The organism is Sphingomonas paucimobilis NBRC 13935 (genome assembly GCF_000739895.2).
Classification (GTDB): domain Bacteria; phylum Pseudomonadota; class Alphaproteobacteria; order Sphingomonadales; family Sphingomonadaceae; genus Sphingomonas; species Sphingomonas paucimobilis.
The window spans coordinates 1-17359 of record NZ_BBJS01000030.1 but is presented as its reverse complement, the minus strand read 5'-3'; the positions used below and the strand labels follow the sequence as shown (position 1 = coordinate 17359).

General features: G+C 65.1%; 16 protein-coding genes and 3 tRNA genes. 9 read left to right on the top strand and 10 right to left on the bottom strand.

The features are described from left to right. The first annotated feature begins 39 nt into the window (after window positions 1-39). The 4 genes from nadA to SP6_RS09795 are packed head-to-tail and all read left to right on the top strand — an operon-like array spanning window position 40 to window position 2999. Complete coding sequence (gene nadA / locus SP6_RS09810) at window positions 40-1029, top strand: quinolinate synthase NadA (protein ID WP_007405790.1); 990 nt, start codon at window positions 40-42, stop codon at window positions 1027-1029. Next, the gene (gene nadC / locus SP6_RS09805) at window positions 1026-1862 is read left to right on the top strand and encodes a carboxylating nicotinate-nucleotide diphosphorylase (protein ID WP_007405804.1); all 837 of its coding nucleotides are present in this window, start codon (window positions 1026-1028) and stop codon (window positions 1860-1862) included. Before nadA ends, nadC begins: the two co-directional genes overlap by 4 nt. 37 nt (window positions 1863-1899) lie before the next feature. Beyond that, window positions 1900-2295: a hypothetical protein gene (locus SP6_RS09800; protein ID WP_007405837.1), complete on the top strand. Its 396-nt coding sequence runs from the start codon at window positions 1900-1902 to the stop codon at window positions 2293-2295. After that, on the top strand, window positions 2292-2999 hold the full coding sequence (locus SP6_RS09795) for a ribonuclease T2 family protein (RefSeq protein ID WP_007405826.1): 708 nt from the start codon (window positions 2292-2294) through the stop codon (window positions 2997-2999). Before SP6_RS09800 ends, SP6_RS09795 begins: the two co-directional genes overlap by 4 nt. A gap of 10 nt (window positions 3000-3009) precedes the next feature. On the opposite strand, the gene SP6_RS09790 is transcribed toward SP6_RS09795, so the two are convergent. The 7 genes from SP6_RS09790 to aroA all read right to left on the bottom strand — a co-directional run bounded on the left by SP6_RS09790 (window position 3010) and on the right by aroA (window position 9459). Then, window positions 3010-3429, bottom strand: a complete 420-nt coding sequence (locus SP6_RS09790; protein WP_007405842.1) for a DUF4112 domain-containing protein — start codon at window positions 3427-3429, stop codon at window positions 3010-3012. Between the two features lie 5 nt (window positions 3430-3434). Beyond that, window positions 3435-4772, bottom strand: a complete 1338-nt coding sequence (locus SP6_RS20395) for an ABC transporter substrate-binding protein (protein ID WP_082052472.1) — start codon at window positions 4770-4772, stop codon at window positions 3435-3437. A gap of 104 nt (window positions 4773-4876) precedes the next feature. Further along, window positions 4877-4960, bottom strand: a tRNA-Leu gene (locus SP6_RS09780). Window positions 4961-5069: 109 nt separating this feature from the next. Further along, a complete protein-coding gene (locus SP6_RS09775) occupies window positions 5070-5354 on the bottom strand; it encodes an integration host factor subunit beta (RefSeq protein ID WP_007405814.1) in 285 nt (94 codons plus the stop codon). 146 nt (window positions 5355-5500) lie between these two features. Continuing rightward, window positions 5501-7210: a 30S ribosomal protein S1 gene (rpsA, locus tag SP6_RS09770; RefSeq protein ID WP_007405816.1), complete on the bottom strand. Its 1710-nt coding sequence runs from the start codon at window positions 7208-7210 to the stop codon at window positions 5501-5503. 285 nt (window positions 7211-7495) lie between these two features. Beyond that, the gene (cmk, locus tag SP6_RS09765; protein WP_007405853.1) at window positions 7496-8131 is read right to left on the bottom strand and encodes a (d)CMP kinase; all 636 of its coding nucleotides are present in this window, start codon (window positions 8129-8131) and stop codon (window positions 7496-7498) included. Then, a complete protein-coding gene (aroA, locus tag SP6_RS09760) occupies window positions 8128-9459 on the bottom strand; it encodes a 3-phosphoshikimate 1-carboxyvinyltransferase (protein ID WP_042468914.1) in 1332 nt (443 codons plus the stop codon). The genes cmk and aroA overlap by 4 nt, the downstream gene beginning before the upstream one ends. Window positions 9460-9555: 96 nt before the next feature. Here aroA and SP6_RS09755 point away from each other — a divergent pair, with 96 nt between their 5' ends. From SP6_RS09755 to SP6_RS09745, 3 genes are all read left to right on the top strand, one after another. Then, the gene (locus SP6_RS09755; RefSeq protein WP_037569181.1) at window positions 9556-9879 is read left to right on the top strand and encodes a TIGR02300 family protein; all 324 of its coding nucleotides are present in this window, start codon (window positions 9556-9558) and stop codon (window positions 9877-9879) included. An 86-nt stretch (window positions 9880-9965) separates the two neighbouring features. Further along, window positions 9966-10041, top strand: a tRNA-Ala gene (locus SP6_RS09750). Window positions 10042-10116: 75 nt separating this feature from the next. Next, window positions 10117-10192 (top strand) — tRNA-Ala (locus tag SP6_RS09745). Window positions 10193-10462: 270 nt separating this feature from the next. On the opposite strand, the gene SP6_RS09740 is transcribed toward SP6_RS09745, so the two are convergent. The 3 genes from SP6_RS09740 to SP6_RS09730 all read right to left on the bottom strand — a co-directional run bounded on the left by SP6_RS09740 (window position 10463) and on the right by SP6_RS09730 (window position 15177). Next, window positions 10463-11923 carry a globin-coupled sensor protein gene (locus SP6_RS09740; protein WP_007405852.1) on the bottom strand — a complete coding sequence of 487 codons (1461 nt, stop codon included), beginning with the start codon at window positions 11921-11923 and terminating at the stop codon, window positions 10463-10465. Between the two features lie 168 nt (window positions 11924-12091). Then, window positions 12092-14107, bottom strand: coding sequence for a M3 family metallopeptidase (locus SP6_RS09735; protein WP_007405841.1), 2016 nt, complete (start codon window positions 14105-14107; stop codon window positions 12092-12094). Then, window positions 14104-15177, bottom strand: a complete 1074-nt coding sequence (locus SP6_RS09730; RefSeq protein ID WP_158005327.1) for a PLP-dependent cysteine synthase family protein — start codon at window positions 15175-15177, stop codon at window positions 14104-14106. The genes SP6_RS09735 and SP6_RS09730 overlap by 4 nt, the downstream gene beginning before the upstream one ends. A 171-nt stretch (window positions 15178-15348) precedes the next feature. Between SP6_RS09730 and SP6_RS09725 the strand changes: the two genes are divergently transcribed. Then, on the top strand, window positions 15349-15819 hold the full coding sequence (locus tag SP6_RS09725; protein WP_037569140.1) for an Lrp/AsnC family transcriptional regulator: 471 nt from the start codon (window positions 15349-15351) through the stop codon (window positions 15817-15819). A gap of 468 nt (window positions 15820-16287) precedes the next feature. Then, a complete protein-coding gene (locus tag SP6_RS09720; protein WP_007405791.1) occupies window positions 16288-17283 on the top strand; it encodes a bile acid:sodium symporter family protein in 996 nt (331 codons plus the stop codon). Window positions 17284-17359: the final 76 nt, after the last annotated feature.

Genomic DNA, 17359 nt, shown 5'->3' with positions numbered 1-17359 from the left:
CGATTGTCGGGGCATCGCCTTGCCCCTAGGGGAGGGATCATGACCATCCAGACGAATCTGACGGGCCTCGACCTGCGCGCTGAGATCGATCGGCTCCGCAAGGAACGCAACGCCGTCATCCTCGCCCATTATTATCAGAAGCCCGAGATTCAGGATCTGGCCGATTTCGTCGGCGATAGCCTGGACCTCAGCCGCAAGGCGCAGGCGACCGATGCCGACGTCATCGCCTTTTGCGGCGTGCGCTTCATGGCGGAGACGGCGAAGATCCTGTCGCCGGACAAGATCGTCGTGCTGCCCGACATGGCCGCCGGATGCAGTCTGGAGGATAGCTGCCCGCCTGAGCAATTCGCCGAGTTCCGCGCCCAGCACCCGGATCACATCGCGCTGACGTACATCAACTGCTCGACCGAGGTGAAGGCACTGTCCGACATCATCGTCACCTCCTCGTCGGCCGAGCAGATCCTGGCGCAGATCGACCCCGCGCAGAAGATCATCTTCGGCCCCGACCGCAATCTGGGCGGCTATCTGTTGCGCAAGACCGGTCGCGACATGCTGTTGTGGCCGGGCGTGTGCATCGTGCACGAGGCGTTCAGCGAGACCGAGTTGCTCAAGCTGCGCGCCCAGCATCCTGATGCGCCGATCGCCGCGCATCCCGAATGCCCGGCGGTGATCTTGGATCATGCCGATTATGTCGGATCGACCCGCGGCATCCTGGAGTTCGCGCAGACCGTTCCCGGCGACACGCTGATCGTCGCGACCGAGCCGCACATCATCCACCAGATGCAAAAGGCGATGCCCGGCAAGACCTTCATCGGCGCCCCCGGTGCGGACGGTAACTGCAACTGCAACATCTGTCCGTACATGGCGCTGAACACGATGGAGAAGCTGTATCTGGCGCTCCGCGATCTGACCCCGCGCGTCGAGATCGAGGAAGGCTTGCGGCTTCAGGCCAAGAAGAGCCTCGACGCCATGCTGACGCTGGCGAGCGCCACGGTCGGCAAGGGCGATTTGGGCCCAGTGCGCGCGTGATCCAGGGCTTCGACCTCGACGCCTTCGTCACCGCGACGCTGGCCGAGGATCTGGGGCCGGGCGGGGACATCACCTCGGCGGCCGTGATCCCGGTTGAGGCGCGCTTCGTCGGCACCATGGCCAGCCGCGATGCGATCACCGTCGCCGGGCTGCCCATCGCCGACGCGTTCTTCCGCCGGCTCGATCCGGATGTCGTGATCGAACGTCTGGTCGAGGACGGGGCGAGTGTTCCGGCAGGCACCGAATTGCTCCGCCTGTCGGGCCAGGCGCGCGCGATGCTGACCGCCGAGCGGTCCGCGCTCAACACCGTGCAGCATCTGTCGGGCATCGCGACGATGACAGCGGCCTATGTCGCGGCGATTGCTGGGACGGGGGCGACCCTGCTCGATACCCGCAAGACGATCCCCGGTCTTCGCCTGCTGGAGAAATACGCCACCCGCATGGGCGGGGCGCAGAACCACCGCATGGGCCTGTGGGATGCGGCGATGATCAAGGACAATCATGTCGCGGTCGCAGGCGGTATCGGCCCTGCGGTTGCAGCGGCTAAGGCGGCCGGCATCGCCCGCATCATCGTCGAGGTGGATTCGCTCGATCAGATCGAACCGGCGCTGGCTGCCGGTGCGACGCATTTGCTGCTCGACAATATGGGCCCGGCGCGGCTGGCCGAGGGCGTGGCGCTGGTCGCCGGTCGCGTGCCGACCGAGGCGTCAGGCGGCGTTCGGCTCGATACCATTCGCGCGATCGCCGAGGTGGGCGTGACCTATGTCAGTGTCGGCCGCTTGACCCAGTCGGCGCCGGCGGCGGATATCGGACTGGATTTCGCCACCGCCTGAGCGGCGACGGGTTTTGAAGACAGAGGGGAAGGCACGCGTGCGACCGAAATCGGTGATCCTGGGCGAGCGCCTGTCGCTGTTCGCCATCGTCCTGCTGGTGATACTGGCGGTGCTGGGCTGGGGCGACACGGTAGCGCAGGCCGGGGTGGGCGTGGCGGTGTTCGCCAATGGCCTGTTGATCGGTCTGTTCCTGCTCGCCACGCTGCTGACGACGCGGCGGGCGAGCCGCTTGGGTCTGGGGCTGCTGGTCGTAATGACCGTGTTGAACCTCAGCGGGTTCCTGTATCAGATTTCGGTCGGCGCGGTGGCCGAGGGACTGTTCGGCGTATTGACGGCGGTGCAGGCGGCGGCGTCGCTGGTCGCCGTGGTCATGCTGATGCGGCCCAACGCACTGGCCTGGTATCGTGCGATGGCGGAGGTGGACGAAGCATGAAGACGGTGTTGATCGGGCTGGCGATGCTGGCCGCGCCGCAACTGGCGGGTGCGCAGACCCTGGAATGCCGGGCGCCCGGCGCCATCCCGAGGATCCGCCCCGACCTGCCTAGCGCCAGCCAGCCGACGCGCGTGCTGCCGATCGGCAGCTACACACTGGCGATCACCTGGAGCCCGCAATATTGCCGCGATCCCAAGGGGGATAGCCGTTTCCAGTGCGGCACCGGTAATCGTTTCGGCTTCACCCTGCACGGGTTATGGCCCGATGGCGAGGGAAAGGACTGGCCGCAATATTGCAAACCGACCGGCATCCTGCCCGCCGCCGTGGTCCGCCGTCATATGTGCGCCACGCCGTCCGCACAGTTGATGCAGCATGAATGGGCCAAGCATGGCACCTGCATGCCCGGCTATAGCCCGGGGCGCTACTTCCGGCAGTCCAATGCCCTGTATCATGGCCTGCGCTTTCCCGACATGAATGCTCTGTCGCGCCGCCATGGCTTGACCGCGGCCGATCTGGCGGGCGCCATCGCAGCAGCAAACCGGGGCATGAGCGCGGACATGATGCGCGTGACGGCGACGCGCGAGGACTGGCTCGACGAAATCTGGATCTGCCTCAACAAGGCGTTCCGCTACACCCGCTGCCCGGCGCATCAGGGTGGGCTTCAGCCGAACGCGCCGATCAAGATCTGGCGCGGCGGTCGCTGATCGCGGTGGATTATCCCTCCACCGTCACGGTGGAAGGGTGATGCTTGTCGAGATGCTTGCGGATGATCCGCAGGTTGCGGGTGTTGGACCGGAACATGATGTCGGCCGCGTCTCCCACGAGCGGGATGAAGCCCAGCACCGCGTCGAAGCCGACATTGGCCATCATCCGCGCCATATGGAATTTGGACAGGCCCAGATTGCGCGCTTCCCAGATGATATAGCTGCCCAGCGCCGCCGCCGCGATGTCGCCGACAATGGGGATCAACCCCAGCATGACGTCCAGCCCGATCGGACGGTTGATGCCGGGCAGAACGACCACGCCTTCGAGCAGCTTTTCCATCGCCTCGATCCGCTGACGGCTGGCGGCGATGCTCTTGTCGAGCGGTAACGCGTCGAACGCCGTGGGATCGATAGGGGATGCCTTTGCCATCCCGATCAATTGGTGTCGGTGCGCAGCCGGTTCAATGGATGCCACGCCCGGCTGTTCGCCTGATATTGCCGCAGCCGGTTGGTGACGAGCGACCAGCGCAAGGGCCGAGCGAGCGGGATGAAGGGGACGTCGCTGTTGACCGCCGCATCGGCGGCGGCGATGGCGGCGCTGCGTTCGGCCAGCGTGGGGGCCAGTCTCGCCTTGTCGATCGCCGCGTGGGCGTCGTCACCGCAAGGGGCGCAGGCCATCGCCAGATACCAGCGGGCACTGTCGAAGGGCGCGACGGCATCGACCAGGCGCAGGTCGGCGGGGGCATCCATCGCAACGCGTTCCGGGATGATCCCGACGGACATCAACGCCGCGCCGATCTGGCCATAGAGCAGGTTCGCGCCCGGTCCGCGCGGCAGGGCGATGCGCATCACGACTGGCTGACCCCAGGTGACGACGCGAGCCCGAGCCGCTGCACGCCGCGCGTCCAGGGTCAGCAAAGCCCAGTTGGGCACCTGAGGCGGCGCATCCGAATCGAGCGTATCGGGCAGCAGCCGGTCGGTCGCGTCCCAATTGGGTGCAATGGCGTTCAGGATCGCCTGTCGATCGAACAGCGCCGACAGAGCCTGACGGTTGGCAGGGTCGCTCAGAAAACCCTCGCGATTGGCGATCGCGAAACCGAACAGGCCGGCGGCGGGATCGACGCGGATCGCCGCGGGGCTGATCTTCAATGGGTCGAGCAGCGGCCAGTTGGCGAACCGGCCGCCCAGCATCGCGTCGGATCGGCCACGCGAAAAGCGGAGCAGGGCGCGCGCCGCCGGCTCGGAAAAGAGCGCGACATCCTCTTCCGGCGACGGCCCGGCGTCCTCATCGGGGTCGGCGCGGCGGGGATCGGGAATGGGCCGCAGCATCAGCGGCGGCCCCGAGCGGATGATCCGGAACGGCCCCGTACCATGGCGGGTGCGATCAATGATCGCCATTTCGGGCTGGGCGAACAGTTTCAGCAGGTCGGGTCGAGGGCGCGACAGACGTACTTCGATCACCTGCGGCGTCATGACGACGATCTCATCGATCGCCGTCAGAAATAGCGCCAGTGGATTGCCCGATCGGTTGGACACCATCCGACGAAGAATAGCGACCACCTGCTCGGCCGTGACGGGTGTCCCGTCATTCCACTTGGTGTCGCGCAGTCGGAAAATATAGCTGCCGCCGTCATCAATGACGATCCAGCGTTCGGCCAGGCCCGGTTCGATCTGGCCGCTGGCATCGAAGCGGACCAACCCTTGTGCAAGGGAGTCACGCAACAGCCGGTGCGGCACGTCGCCATCGCCCGGCCCCGGCATTGCGCCCACCATGCGCGGTGCCGGATCGCCTTGCTCGACGGCGCTGACGACGACCGGGCCCGTATCGGCCCGTCGCCCGCAGGCCGCAACGGAAAGCAGGGCGGTACCGAGCAGGATGGTGCGGACGGCGGGACTCGAACCCGCACTCCATAGGAAGCCGATTTTAAGTCGGCAGCGTCTACCGGTTTCGCCACGTCCGCGCACGAGGACAGGAAGAGACGAGGATGCCGCGAAGGTCAAGCAAAGAGCGATCTTGCTGCCCCGTCACAAGGCGGACGTCGCACTTTCCTGTGCCAAAGGACTGGTACGTCAGCCCTCGACGTTCAGGCGCGCACGCATTTCCTTGCCGGGCTTGAAATAGGGAACGCGCTTGGCAACGACGTCGACCGTCTCGCCGGTGCGCGGATTGCGGCCCGTACGGGCGTCGCGGGCGCGGGTGGAAAAGGCACCAAAACCGCGAAGTTCGACGCGGCCGTTCGCCGCCAGTCGCTTGGTGATTTCGTCAAAGAAGATCGTGACGATCAGCTCGATCTCACGCGGGTTAAGCCCCGGATTATGCTGACCAATTTTTTGCACCAGTTCCGAACGGATCATCGTCTAGTCCCAAGCTATAGACCTGCCGTTCCTAACCTGTGTTTCTCGCTGCTGAAAGTAGTTTTATTATACGATCAAGCTTCTGTCAGCCCAATATGGACAGAACCGGGACATGTCAGCGAAAAACATGCCCCGGTTCCAGGACCTTACTTCTGCGTGCGGGCCTTCAGCGCCTCGCCCAGAATGTCGCCCAGCGATGCGCCCGAATCGGACGAACCATACTGAGCCACCGCCTGCTTCTCTTCGGCGATCTGCATCGCCTTGACCGAGAAGGTCGGCTTCTTCGAACGATCGAAGCCGGTGACCATCGCGTCGAACTTCTGGCCGACCTGGAAGCGCTCGGGGCGCTGCTCGTCACGGTCGCGACCCAGATCGGTGCGCTTGATGAAGCCGGTCGCACCATCGTCGCCCGCCTGGACTTCGAGGCCAGCGTCGCGGACTTCGAGGACGGTCACGGTGACGACCTGGTTCTTGTTCAGGCGATCGCCAGCCGCAGCCACGCCGCCGGCGACGGGGCCGCCGCGCTCGAGCTGCTTCATGCCGAGCGAGATACGCTCCTTCTCGGGGTCGATGTCCAGAACCACGGCCTGAACGACTTCGCCCTTGCGGTGCAGGTTGAGGGCATCCTCACCCGACACGCCCCAGGCGATGTCCGACATGTGGACCATGCCGTCGACATCGTTGTCCAGGCCGATGAACAGGCCGAACTCGGTCGCGTTCTTGACTTCGCCCTCGACGGTCGAGCCGATCGGATGGGCAGCGGCGAACGCTTCCCACGGATTGGCCTGAGCCTGCTTGAGGCCGAGGCTGATGCGGCGCTTTTCCTGATCGACTTCCAAGACCACGACATCGACTTCCTGCGAGGTCGAGACGATCTTGCCCGGATGGACGTTCTTCTTGGTCCAGGACATTTCCGACACGTGGACCAGGCCTTCGATGCCCGGCTCCAGCTCGACGAACGCACCGTACTCGGTGATGTTCGTGACGCGGCCCGACAGCTTGGCTCCGACCGGGTACTTGGCGCCGGCGCCATCCCACGGATCGCTCTCGAGCTGCTTCATGCCGAGCGAGATGCGCTGCGTGTCCTTGTTGATGCGGATGATCTGGACGCGCACGGTGTCGCCGATCGCGATCATCTCCGATGGATGATTGACGCGCTTGTACGACAGGTCGGTGACGTGCAGCAGGCCGTCGATGCCGCCCAGGTCAACGAACGCGCCGTAATCGGTGATGTTCTTGACGACGCCATCGATGATCTGACCCTCGGCCAGGCTCTGGATCAGGCCCGAACGCTGCTCGGCGCGGGTCTCTTCCAGGACCGCGCGACGCGACACGACGATGTTGCCGCGCTTGCGGTCCATCTTCAGGATCTGGAACGGCTGCGGGATGTCCATCAGCGGGGTGACGTCGCGGACGGGGCGGATATCGACCTGCGAGCCGGGCAGGAACGCCACGGCGCCGTTCAGGTCGACGGTGAAGCCACCCTTCACGCGGCCGAAGATCACGCCTTCGACGCGGGCCGACTTCGAGAATTCGAGCTCCAGCTTGTCCCAGGCGGCCTCGCGGCGCGCGCGGTCGCGGCTGAGCATCGCTTCGCCGTGCATGTTCTCGACGCGGTCGACATAGACCTCGACCTCGTCACCGACCTTCAGGTCGGCCTTCTGGCCGGGGGCAGCGAATTCGCGGAGGGGCACACGGCCTTCCGACTTCAGACCGACGTCGATGACGGCCATGTCGTTTTCGATCGCGGTGACGGTGCCATGCACGACGCGACCCTCGAAGCTGTCGGCACCGCCGAACATGTCATCGAGCATCGCCGCGAAATCGTCGCGCGTGGGCTGGGGGTTGGTTGCCATAAAAGGGTTAAGTTCCTGAGAGTTTTTCGCCTCCGGTCGGATATTCGGCTCCGCCTTCGTCGATGGCCGCGCCGACCCCATGTCGACGCCACCAGGCTCGAAGATGTGACTGAAACACGGAAAAGCGGCGGTCCGCACAAATGCGGAAAGGACGCGAGGGAATGGGCCCGCGCGTCAGCCTCTCCGCGGAACAGGGTCCGCGAGCGGGGGCTCTATAGCGGAAAAGGCGGTTTTGCGCAAGGTAAGGGAGGCGCTGACTATTCCTCCCCTGCAAGGGGAGGAATCTTAGGGACGCGCCTTTGCCGCCACTTGCGCATCGACGAACTGGATCGCGCGGGCGACCGCCGCGTCGATCGTCAGGCTGGAGGTGTCCAGCGCCGCGGCATCCGCTGCCTGGGTCAGGGGCGCTGTCGCCCGCCCGCTGTCGCGTTCGTCGCGGGCGCGGATATCGGCGAGCACCTGTTCGAAGGTCACGGTCGAACCGTTGGCCGCCAGTTCGTTATGCCGCCGCCGGGCGCGGACCTGCGGGCTGGCCTTCACGAACAGCTTGGCATCGGCATCGGGGGCGATGACCGTGCCGATGTCCCGCCCGTCGAGGATCGCGCCGCCCGGCTGGTTGGCGAAACGCTTCTGCCGCTGGAGCAGCGCCGCGCGGACCAGCGGATGCGCCGAGACGACCGAGGCGAGCTTGCCCGTCTCGTCATCGCGCAGGGCCGGATCGGCGAGCAGGCTATCGTCGAAGCTGCACGCCGCGACGGCATCGGCCTCTTTGGTGGGGTCAAGATGCATCTGGCGGACCGTCGCTGCGACCGCGCGATAGAGGAGGCCGGTGTCGAGATGCGGCAGCCCATAATGCCGGGCGAGCGCGCGGGCGATGGTGCCCTTGCCGCTCGCCGCCGGGCCGTCGACCGCGATGATCATGCGAAAGCTCCCAGCTTCTCGAGCGTGTCGAAGAAGACCGGATAGCTGGTCGCGACCGGGGCTGCATCGTCCAGCGTGATGGGCTCGCGCGCGTGGAGTGCGGCGATGGTCATGCTCATGGCGATGCGGTGGTCGAGGAGGGTGGCGATGGTCGCACCGCCAGGAATGGGTTCGCCGCCGGTGCCGGTGACGGCCATGCCGTCCTCATATTCCTGGCAGGGGACGCCACACGCGCCGAGCGCCTCCGCCATGGCGGTGATGCGGTCCGATTCCTTGACGCGCAGTTCCTCCGCGCCCCGCGCGATGGTCGTGCCGCTGGCATAGGCCGCCGCGACGAACAGCACGGGATATTCGTCGATCATGCTCGGTGTCAGTTCGGGCGGAACCTCGATCGCCGAGAGGAGGGCGTGGCGGACGCGTAGGTCGGCAACCGGCTCGCCACCGACGATCCGCGAATCGAGTTCGGTGATGTCGGCGCCCATCATCTTCAGCGCGGCGATGATGCCGGTGCGGGTCGGGTTCATGCCGACATTGGTGATGGTCACATCCGCACCCGGCACGATAGAGCCGGCGACCAGCCAAAAGGCGGCCGAGGAGGGATCGCCCGGCACAATGATATTCTGCGATTTCAACTCGGCCTCACCGCGAATCGTGATGATCCGACCTTCGGGGGAGGGGGTGACGGTCAGGTCGGCGCCGAAGCCCGCCAGCATCCGCTCGCTATGGTCACGTGTCGCGATGGGCTCGATGACGGTCGTCTCGCCCGGCGTGTTGAGGCCCGCCAGCAGGATCGCCGACTTCACCTGCGCCGAGGCAACGGGCAGGGTGTAGCGGATCGGCACCGCCGGGCTGATCCCGCGCACCATCAGCGGCAGGCGGCCGCCCGGCGTATCCTGGAACTGCGCGCCCATTTGCGACAGCGGTTCGATGACACGGCCCATCGGGCGCTTGGACAGCGAGGCGTCGCCGATAAAGGTCGCGGTAATCGGGTGGCTGGCGACCAGGCCCATCAAAAGACGCGTCGAGGTGCCGGAATTGCCCATGTCGAGCGCGGTCTCGGGCTGGAGCAGTCCGCCCACGCCGACGCCGTGGATGACCCATACGCCATCATCCTGCCGGACGATGTCGGCACCCATCGCACGCATCGCGGCGGCGGTGGCGAGTACGTCCTCGCCCTCCAGCAGCCCCTCGACGCGGCTTTCACCGACCGCGAGCGCGGAGAGCATCAGCGAGCGGTGGCTGATCGATTTGTCGCCGGGAACGACGATGGTGCCGCGAAGAGCGGCGGCGGCTCGCACGGTGCGAGGCTGGGGAAGGGAATGCGCCATAGATGGCGCGGGCTTTTGACAGGGGGCTTGCGCTGTGGCAAGGCGCGCCCACTTTTCGCTCCGGCGGAAAACCCAATCCGAAAGGTGATGAACGGCATGATCAAGCCGGAATGGGGCACGAAGCGTACGTGCCCGAAATGCGCGACGCGCTTTTACGACCTCGAAAAGGACGACCCCGTCACCTGCATCAATTGCGGGACGCAGTGGGAGCCCGAACCCATCCTGAAGTCGAAGCAGCCTCTGCCCTTCGAGCAGAACAAGCCCGAGAACAAGGAAGCCGACAGCGATCTGGCGGGCGGTGACGACGAAGATCTGGACATCACCGGTGAGGACGAAGAACCCTCGCCCGACGATGAAGTCGATCTGGGTGGCGACGACGATCTGGGCGTGGAAACGTCCAGCGAGGAAGACGAGCACTGATCGTCTGACGGGGTTCGGCAGGCGCTTGAAAAAAGTGCTTGCCGAGCCCCGGCGGCCCCGCTACTGGGCTGCCTCCACAGCGGAATGGGGCCGTAGCTCAGCTGGGAGAGCGTCGCAATGGCATTGCGAAGGTCAGGGGTTCGATCCCCCTCGGCTCCACCATTCCGCCGGACATGCAGCGTGATCTGATACGCTGGCAGCCAGACCCGCTCCCGCCGGAGTCTCGCTTATATCGATGGGGCCGTAGCTCAGCTGGGAGAGCGTCGCAATGGCATTGCGAAGGTCAGGGGTTCGATCCCCCTCGGCTCCACCATCCTTTCGATAGCGATGATGTCACGACCGCCACGGCCATGCCGGTGGGCGGATTTTTGCGTATCCTGCCTGAGGCTCTATCCTTTGCGGGGCGGGACCATGATCGGCTAGGCGTGATCGAGACCTTGGATCGCCAGCCGTGACACTCCTCCGTCTGGCCTTCGACCTGCCACTCCCCTTGCCAGGGGAGGAATAGTGAACGTGGTCCTCCAGGAAGCGATAAATGCCAAACGCCCCGGCTTTCACCGGGGCGCGGCATGGCTGGCATGGCTCAGGCGGCGGCGAGGCGTCTTTGCAGGCGATGGACCGGATTGCCCGGATCACCGCCTCTGTCAGCCAATTGGAATCGCGCCACTTCACGGGCCAGCACCTCGGCTTCCTGCGCCAGGCTGCGGGCGGCGGCGGTGGCCTGTTCGACCATCGCGGCGTTGCGTTGGGTCACGCTGTCCATCTCGGACATGGCGGTATTGACCTGCTGCAACCCGATCGACTGCTGGCCGGCGGAGGCGGCGATGCGCGAAACCAGATCGCTGATCTCGCCGATCCGGCCGATGATCCGCTGCAGCGCCTCCCCGGTCTCGTTGACCAGCTCGACGCCGGCGGCGACCTGATCGGACGAGGCCATGATCCGCGTCTTCACGTCCTTGGCAGCTTCCGCCGACCGCTGCGCCAGCGCACGCACTTCGCTCGCCACCACGGCGAAGCCCTTGCCGGCCTCACCGGCGCGAGCGGCCTCCACCCCGGCGTTCAGCGCCAGGAGATTGGTCTGGAACGAAATCCCGTCGATGACCGAGATGATCTCGCTGATCTCCGTGGAGGCGCGTTCGATCCCGCTCATCGCCTCGACTGCGCGGCGGACGATCTCGCCCGATTCCTCGGCCTCGTTGCGGGCCTCGCCGACAATCCGATTGGCCTGTGACGCGCCATCGGCGGTCTGGCGAACGGTGGTCGTGATCTGCTGCATGGCGGCGGCGGTTTCCTCGAGCGAAGCGGCCTGCTGCTTGGTGCGGTCCGATAGATCGTCGGAGGCCTGGCGGATATCGCCCGAGCCGACGCGAATCTGCTCCCCCGAATGGGTCACCACGCCCAGCGTCGCGCACATCTGGGTGCGCATCGCCTCGAAACTGTCGGCCAGCGCCTGATATTCGGCGGGCAGGCCGTCGAGCGAGGCGGTGAGGTCGCCCTGGGCCATACGGTCGAACACCGCCTCGCACCGCTGGATCACGGCGCGGCGGCCGGCCTGTTCGGCCTCGAAATAGGCGGCCAGCGCGATGTCCATGTCGATCAGCGACGCCTTGACCAGCGCGGTCGCGGCACGCGCCCGGCGGCGGCCACCGAAGGGCCAGAGCAATCGCCCCAGGATCAGCTTGGGCAGGACATATTCCAGCATCCGCGCATAGCCGCTGATATACCAGGTCGGTGCCAAGCCGATCTTGGCATGGATCTGACCGATATGGGTCGAGGCGGCGGCATAGTCGCGGTCGAGCGGGCGCGAGAACAGCTTGCGCCAATGCTCCATCTGCTTGTCGCGGGCATGATCCATCCGCGCCTGCGAGGCGAACAGGCCGCGGATCTGCGATGTACCGGCAATATGGCGATACAGTGCGGTCAGTGCGGCGGGGGCATGGCGCTCAATGGCCCGCTTAACCATCGGGAAGGTGACATAGCTTTGCGCGCTATAGTCGAACGCGGCCAGTCTCTGTTCAAAATCAATCTGTTCCGATCCGCTCACGGCTCATCCTCCTGCGGTCCAGATGGGCCAGGGAGAGTTAATGGCTGGTACAGAAGGGAAGTCGGCGGCCGTCTTTCTGTATAAACTGGGTTATAATAAGGAATATTTTGTTCTTAGCTTGCGCCGTCCCTGTCGGATGGAGCCGTGAAGCTCCATCCGACGGAATCATCAGGCTGCCAGGCCGTGATGGCGCAACAGCGCATCCGGCTTGGGCGCGCGACCACGGAAGGCCTGGAAATTCTCTGCCGCCGGACGGCTGGCCCCGCGTGCCAGAACCTCGCGACGGAAACGATCGCCCGCCGCCTGGCCTTCTTCCGCGAAGGCGGCAAAGGCATCGGCAGACAGAAGTTCGGCCCACAAATAGCTGTAATAGCCCGCCGAATAGCCACCGGCGAAGATATGGCTGAAGCTGTGCGGGAAGCGATTCCATGCCGGCGGGTGGATGACCGCCACTTCGGCGCGAACCGCGTTCAGGACGTCCATGACGCGGCTGCCCTGTGCCGGATCGAAATCGCGGTGCAACTTCAGATCGAAGGTCGCGAATTCGATCTGACGGAGCAGGAACAAGCCGGCCTGGAAGCGGCGTGCAGCCAGCATCTTGGCGAACAGGGCCTCGGGCAGCGGCTCGCCGGTGTCGACATGCGCCGACAACGCGGTCAGCGTGTCGCGATCCCAGGCAAAATTCTCCATGAACTGGCTGGGCAGCTCGACCGCATCCCACTCGACGCCCGAAATCCCGCCGATCGAGGGCAGATCGACCTCGGTCAGCAGATGATGCAGCACATGGCCGAACTCGTGCAGCAGCGTGACGACATCGCTGTGCGACAGCAGCGCAGGCTTGTCGCCCGTCACCGGGGGGAAATTGCAGACCAGATAGGCGATGGGCCGATGGAAGCGATCCGCATCGCGGAAGCGCGGACGGCAGACATCCATCCAGGCGCCGCCCCGCTTGCCGGCCCGGGCATGGAAGTCGCAATAGACGCCGGCGATGACCGCGCCGTCCTTGTCCTGCACATCATAATAGCGGACATCGGCATTCCACACCGACACGTCCGCTCGCTCGACCAGCCGCACGCCATAAAGGCGCTCGATCAGCGCGACCGTGCCCTCCATCACGCGGGGCAGGGGGAAGTAGGCGCGGATCGCCTCGCGATCGACGCCGAAGCGCTCGCGCCGCATATGCTCGGCGACGTAGCCCATGTCCCAGGGTTCCAGCTTGGCGATGCCGAACTTGGCGCTGGCATAGGCGGTGGCGTCCTCGATCTCGCGCTCGGCCAGCGGACGCGCACGGGTCGCCAAGTCCGACAGGAAGGCCAGGGCCTCGTCCGCCGACTGCGCCATCTTGGTCTCGACCGAACGCGCGGCGGCGTCGGAGAAGCCGAGCAACTGCGCGGCCTCGTGACGCAGCGCCAAAATCTGTTCGATCCGCGCCGAATTGTCATGCTGCGGATCGGCGGCCTGGTCGGAGGCGCGAGTGGCATAGGCGCGCGCGACGCGGGCACGCAGCTCGCGATTGTCCGCCTGGGTCAGGATCGCCTGAACGCTGGGCTCGCGCAGCGTGACCAGCCAGCCCTCCAATTCCTTTTCGGCGGCATAGGTGGCCAGGATCGCCTTGGCATTGTCGGTCAGCCCGGCAAGCATCGCCTCGTCGGTGATATGCTCGCTCCAGGCTTCGGTCGAATCGAGCACGGCATTGCCGAATTCGGTGGACAGGCGATTGAGCTCGACCCCGATCGCGCGGAAGCGGGCCTTGGCCTCCTCATCCAGCGCCACGCCTGACAGGCGGAAATCGCGGCGGGTCAGCGCGACGCTACGCGCCTCGGCTTCGCTCAAGGGCGCCAGATCGACGCCGTTGAAGGCGGCGAACATGCGCGGATCCTGTCCGGCCTCCATGCCATATTCGGCGAGCATCGCCTGCGCCTGGGCATAGGCGGCGCGGAGTTCGGGGGTGTCGGCGACCGAATGGAGATGGCTGGCCGGCGACCAGCCGCGCGCGATTGCAAAGCCGGCGCGCTCGCTGGCCAGCACGACACTCTCAAAATCGCTGGCGTTCGATCCGCCGATGCGATCGGCGGCGGCGCGTGCGTCGGCGATCAGCGTCTCGACCGCGGGTACCAGATGTTCGGGCCGAACGGCGGCAAAATCGGGAAGGTCGGTATCAGCCAGAAGGGGATTGGTCGTCATTCGGCGTCCTTGAGCAACATGGTTCGCAGCCTCATCTCGGCAACGTCGACGCTTTCGGCAAGCCCCTGTGCGGTCAGCCAGCGCCGATCATGGTGGCAATCGGCATAGCGTGCACCGTGATCGCAGATCAGCGTGGCGATCGATCCGGCCCGGTCTTCGGCCGTCATGTCGAGCGCGAGCAGCGCGGCGGCGACGAAATTCGCGCCCGTCGACGGCCCGACCGGCCGGCCCAGCAGATCGCTGGCCACGCGCATTCCCGCGATCGACACCGCATCGGGCAGCTTCATCATCCGGTCGATCGTACCCGGCAGGAAGGACGGCTCGACGCGGGGCCGCCCGACGCCTTCGATCCGCGAGGGGAGGGGGCAGCGCGCCGCGGCATCATTGTCGCGATAGCCCTGGTAAAAGGCGCTATACTCGACATCGGCAACGCAAAGCCGGGTGGCGACCCCGCGATAACGACAATGCCGGCCGATCGTCGCGGCGGTCCCGCCGGTCCCGGCACCCGCCACGATCCATTCGGGTATCGCATGCGGCTCGCCCGCCATCTGCGCCAGGATGGCCGAGGCGATATTGTCGCAGCGCCAGTCGGTCGCGGGGGAGGCATTGGTGAACTGGTCGAGATACACGCCGCCCAGTGCATCGGCGAGATCGCGGGCTTCGTCATAAAGCCGATGGGGCTCGACCAGATGACATTGGCCGCCCTGCGCCTCGATCGCGTGGATCTTCGCGCGTGCGGTGGTGGCCGGCATGACCGCATGGAAGGGCAGGGCGAGCAGCCGCGCGAAATAGGCCTCCGACACCGCCGTCGACCCCGATGACGCTTCGACCAGCGGCCGGCCCTGCCGGATCACGCCGGCGACGATCCCGCTGGTGAACAAAGAGCGCGCCAGGCGGTGCTTCAGGCTGCCGGTCGGATGCGCGGACTCGTCCTTCATATAAAGGTCGACCATCGGCGCAGCCGGCAGGGCCAGGGTCAGCAGCGGCGTTTCCGGGCAACGGCGACGATCACGATCGAGCACGGCGAGGGCGGTGGCGACGAACCCGTAATCGACGGGGCGATCTGCCACGGTAATACCCAAAGCCTGGCTCGCAGATTGTTCGCTTGGCCGTGCCGGTGCGATCGCCATCATGATAAAATCCCTTCTCAAGCGAAGGATATGCCATCCATGACGGTAAATCATACCAAAGCTGGTGTGATATCGGGTGGTGTATGAGGAAAAATACCATAATATCGGCTTATGATCGATAAAATTGACATGGCGATTCTGGCTCAGCTGCAAACCGACGCCGATCTGTCGGTCGCGGAGATTGCCGCGCGCGTGAACCTCTCGCAGAATGCCTGTTGGCGACGCATCCGACGGTTGGAGGAAGAGGGTATCATCCTGCGCCGCGTTGCGCTGCTCGACCCGGAAAAGCTGGAGGCCGGTATGACGGTCTTCGTCAGTGTCCGCACCGCCGAGCATAGCGCCGCTTGGCTCGACGAATTCGCCCGTGCCGTCAGCGATATGCCAGAGGTCGTTGAATTCTATCGGATGGCGGGCGAGATCGATTATTTGCTCAAGATCCGTGTGGCCGACATCAAGGCCTATGACCGGGTCTATAAGCGGCTGATCGACCGCGTCCGACTGGTCGATGTCAGCGCGGCGTTTGCGATGGAAGAGATCAAGCACAGCACCGCCATTCCCCTGCCATGCCGGATTGCGCCCTGAGAACGCACGTGATTGCAGTTTCTGCAAGTGCATTTGCCGAGCTTGCAATTGCATCAATCGTTGCTGCGGCGCAAAAGGAACGAGCCTTTCAGGCATCCTCTCCTAAAAACTTCCGGCCGGTCGCAAGACCGGCCTTTTTTTTGGCCCTGATTTCCCCTACGGAATGCAGACGTCGTCAGCCAATATAAAGACGAATCAATAATCGGGAGTGGAAGCCGCCGGAAAGACCGGCACCGGCGGACGATCGGGACGGGGGTTGAGCGATACGGGCATCGCTCCCCCCGTTTTGATTCGTGCTGTTCGTTGCAGCGGCGATAGCTTTTATCCCAATAACGGCTTCTTCGCGCTCCAACGGCGAACACAAGCCATCGCGGATGGCAGGGCGAGCGAATCTACCCTATCTGGCGCGGATTGCTGGGATAACGGCCTGGCCGTCTGACCCCATGCTCCACCGTCATAGGAGCGCCGATGCTGAAGCGCCTGTTTTCCGTTTTCGAGCCTTTCGTTCTGAGCCTGTTGGGCACCGTGCTGCTGGCGACCCTCTTCCCGGCGCGCGGCAGCTTTGCGGTGTTCGCCGGCTATATGGCGGATGCGGGCATCATACTCCTGTTCTTCCTGCATGGCGCCAAGCTCTCCCGCGAGGCGATTTGGCAGGGGGTGCGCAATTGGCCGCTGCACCTGGCGGTGTTGGCGGTAACGTTCGGTCTGTTTCCGATGCTCGGGCTGGGCCTGTCGCGACTGCCCGGTGTCGACCCGTCTATGGCGGCCGGCATCCTCTTTCTGACTCTGCTACCGTCGACCGTCCAGTCGTCCATCGCGTTCACGGCGATCGCACGGGGCAATGTCGCGGCGGCTATTTGCAGCGCGTCCTTTTCGAACCTGCTCGGCATCGTGGTGACGCCGGCTTTCGTTGCGGTGCTGATGCAGGGGAACGGCAGCGGCGGCATATCGCTCGCATCGGTCGAAGGGATCGTGCTGCAATTGCTCGCGCCGTTCGTCATCGGCCATTTGCTACGTCCCTGGATTGGCGACTTGGTCGGGCGGCATAAGGCCATGCTGACGCTGGTCGATCGCGGCTCGATCCTGCTGGTCGTCTATACCGCCTTTGGTGCGGCAGTGGTCGAAGGACTGTGGACGCGAGTGTCTCCGGGCGATCTTGGCCGGCTGTTGCTGATCTGCCTGTTGCTGCTGGGTGTGGTGCTGATGCTGACGCTCGGGATCGCGCGTCTCATGCGACTGCCCCGTGCGGATGCGATCGTCCTGCAATTTTGCGGATCGAAGAAGAGCCTGGCTTCGGGCGTGCCGATGGCGGGCGTCCTGTTCCCGGCGGCGCAGGTCGGCGTCATCCTGTTGCCCGTCATGCTCTTCCACCAGATCCAGTTGATCGCCTGCGCTATGCTCGCGCGTCACTATAGTGATCAGGTGGAGGAGGAGCCCCCTGTGGAGGTGAGCCGGGAAGCCTAGACGCGGGATATGTCAGGTCAGCGCAAGAAAAATGACCCTGATGTGAAAAAAAGCTGTTGACCGCTTTGGATAACCC